This window comes from Sulfurovum sp. bin170, assembly GCF_010892395.1.
Classification (GTDB): domain Bacteria; phylum Campylobacterota; class Campylobacteria; order Campylobacterales; family Sulfurovaceae; genus UBA1140.
In genome coordinates, this window is the sequence record NZ_JAACKB010000045.1 from 1 (window position 1) to 2,841 (window position 2,841).

Consider the following 2,841-nt stretch of genomic DNA (forward strand, 5'->3'; position numbering starts at 1 on the left):
AGTCTCTTGGGCTAGGAATTAGCCTTCAAGACTATAAACCAGAAAGCCTTTCAAATTCAGACTTGTTGGAGTCTGCTAGTTAGGAAGCCTCTAGCTCTTTAGCTAGGGGTAGTTCACGAAGGATTCTCTTAAACTGATATTTTAATCTGATATAATAACAGTGTCGAATCAAGGAAAAATAATGAAAAAGATACCCTATGGCATAAGCAACTTTAAACTACTCAAAGAGGAAGATTATTTTTTTATAGATAAAACAGACTATATCCCCAAACTAGAAGCGTATGGTAGCAGGTATCTAATATTTCTGCGTCCTAGACGATTTGGTAAGTCACTATGGATTGCCATACTTGAAGCCTATTATGATCTCTATTTCAAAGATGAATTTAACACTATTTTTAAGGATACCTATATACTTAATCATAAAACTAAAGAGGCAAGTAGCTATTTAGTTTTGAGATTTGATTTTAGTGCTATTGATATTTATGATGTGGAGAAGAGTTTTAGATATGTTTTACAACTTAAATTAGAAAGTTTTGTAGAGCGATACAACTTAGATATAAAGTTTAAAAATGATAATCCCATATCTATGTTTAATAAAATATTTGATTATATCCTTAAACGCCAACTCAAACTTTATATTTTAATAGACGAATACGACAACTTCGCCAATAAACTACTACTCAATAACAAAGAGGACTACCTAAATATCGTCTCAAAAAAGACAGCCTCATTTAAACAGTTTTTTACCACACTAAAAGTAGGAACTTCTGGAAACGATGCACCCATAAAGAGGATGTTTATAACAGGGGTAACCCCCATGACCATGTATGATGTGACCAGTGGGTTTAATATTGGGGAAAATATTTCACTCAACAATAGGTTTCATAACTTAATTGGGTTAAATAGTGACGAACTAGACCATACACTCAAAGCATTTGATATAGAAGACAAAGTAGATATAGCACTGCTCCAAGAGTGGTACAATAACTATATATTTAGTGAAGACAGCACAGAAGCGATTTACAATACCGATATGATTTTATATTTTATCAATAAGTTTTTATCCAATTACAAACTCCCAAGAGAGATGATAGATATCAATGTGCGAAGCGACTACTCCAAACTTAGAACCATTATCTATACCAATAAAAAGCTCAATGGAAACTTCAAAACTTTGCAGACTCTAATCGGTGGAGAGACTGTATCTATCGCCAATCTAGTTCAAGATTTTAGTGCTTTGAATTTGCAAAAAGAGAATAACTTTAAATCTTTTATGTTTTATCTAGGATTGGTAACGATAAAAGATAGACAACTGAAACTAAATCTGAAAATACCAAATGAGACAGTCAAACGGATAGATATAGATTTTTTGATAGATGCTTTGGAGTTAGAAAAGGTTTTTGAGATAAATATAGATAAGTTATCTGATTTATTGGCTGAGTTTGCTTTGCATGGTGATTTAGAAATATTCAAATATTTAGCCAAAATGATAAAAGAGAACACAGGGATTAGAGACTATATCTACAATGAACAGACTGTCAAATCAATGTTTTTAGCTTATCTCTCTTTGACCCCATATTATGTCATCAAAAGCGAAAATGAGTTAAATAAAGGGTTTGCTGATATTCTACTCAAACCTTTTAATCCTTATGTGGAGTTCGTAGGATTGCTAGAGTTCAAATATATAAAACGAGGCAAAAAGAAGCCAACCCAAAAAGAGATAGATATTTTAGTTCACAAGGCTCAAAATCAACTTGATGATTACCAAAAAGATGAGTTGGTGCAAAACTATATAGAGCAAGGATTAAAACTACAAAAAGTTGTGCTTGTTTTTTGGGGGTGGGAGATGGTCTATTGCTACACCCATAAAAATGGGGTAGCATAAACCAAACTTAAAACTCTTTCTACTCCTCCCTCTCAATATACGCTTTACCATGCTCCAAGCAGACGCTCTTCACATCATTTTCATCATGAAAAGTACGGATAGAGGTGTTGACTTCCTTACTAACAATTTTATCACCTTTTTGAAGCTCTATATAGGTCGAGATAGCAGGTGGTGTTGTACAGTTAACATCTATATCTATTTTCTGCAGAGTAGTCCCCTCTACCACAGGAGTGGAAGTTGCGACGGGTTGATTCTCTTCTGTTGGAGTACTATTGTTGCTACTCCCACAAGCTGTAAAGCTTACGGTTACTACTGCTGATACCAGTATCAAAACTATTTTTTTCATTATCTTCTCCTATTCTATGATTAATGAACCATCAAGTGGTGTTGTGGTTTGGATATAAATTAAATCATCAAGCTCAACTATCTCTGCTTTGCTTCCAGCGACATATGGGGTTGTTGGTGCGAGAGTATTAATCTCTTGTTCTTTCCCTGTTGCCACATCAATTTTGATAAATTTGGTTTGAATCTCTCCCTTAGTATTAGTTGTTGCCACTGCTTTATAGATAAAACCATCTTTTTCAATGGCTGATGTGATTTCCACATTTCCATCTTTATCTACCTCTATTTTAGAGCCAGGAATTGCTGAGATAGCTACACTCACTCCATCTTTTGATTTAACTTCATGTCCAACTGAACCATCAATACCCAATGTTGTTTTTATCGTAGCACCACTATCTGTCTCTACCGTAGTCTCCACATTTCCCTCTGCATCAACAGAAGTTTTACTTTTGCTCAATTCTATTTGGATAGATGAAGTAACAAGATTGCCCTCTTTATCCTCTAACTCTACTTTCCCTTCCATGGTTCCACTATCATGCACGGCTACCTCTACTTTTTTATCCCCTATTTTGATGGTGGCAGTTGTGGTATCTCCTGACTTATCAACATCCACA

Annotated in this window: 3 protein-coding genes; 1 reads left to right on the forward strand and 2 read right to left on the reverse strand. The window is 34.6% G+C overall.

What is annotated here, in order from left to right; translation table 11 throughout:
- The first annotated feature begins 181 nt into the window (after positions 1–181).
- Positions 182–1,885: an AAA family ATPase gene (locus GSY74_RS01025; RefSeq protein ID WP_164663240.1), complete on the forward strand. Its 1,704-nt coding sequence runs from the start codon at positions 182–184 to the stop codon at positions 1,883–1,885.
- A gap of 19 nt (positions 1,886–1,904) precedes the next feature.
- Here GSY74_RS01025 and GSY74_RS01030 read toward each other — a convergent pair whose 3' ends face one another.
- Positions 1,905–2,231 carry a hypothetical protein gene (locus tag GSY74_RS01030; RefSeq protein WP_164663241.1) on the reverse strand — a complete coding sequence of 109 codons (327 nt, stop codon included), beginning with the start codon at positions 2,229–2,231 and terminating at the stop codon, positions 1,905–1,907.
- Between the two features lie 9 nt (positions 2,232–2,240).
- Positions 2,241–2,841, reverse strand: a 601-nt coding sequence (locus GSY74_RS01035) for a hypothetical protein (RefSeq protein ID WP_164663242.1), incomplete at its 5' end; no start/stop codon positions are given.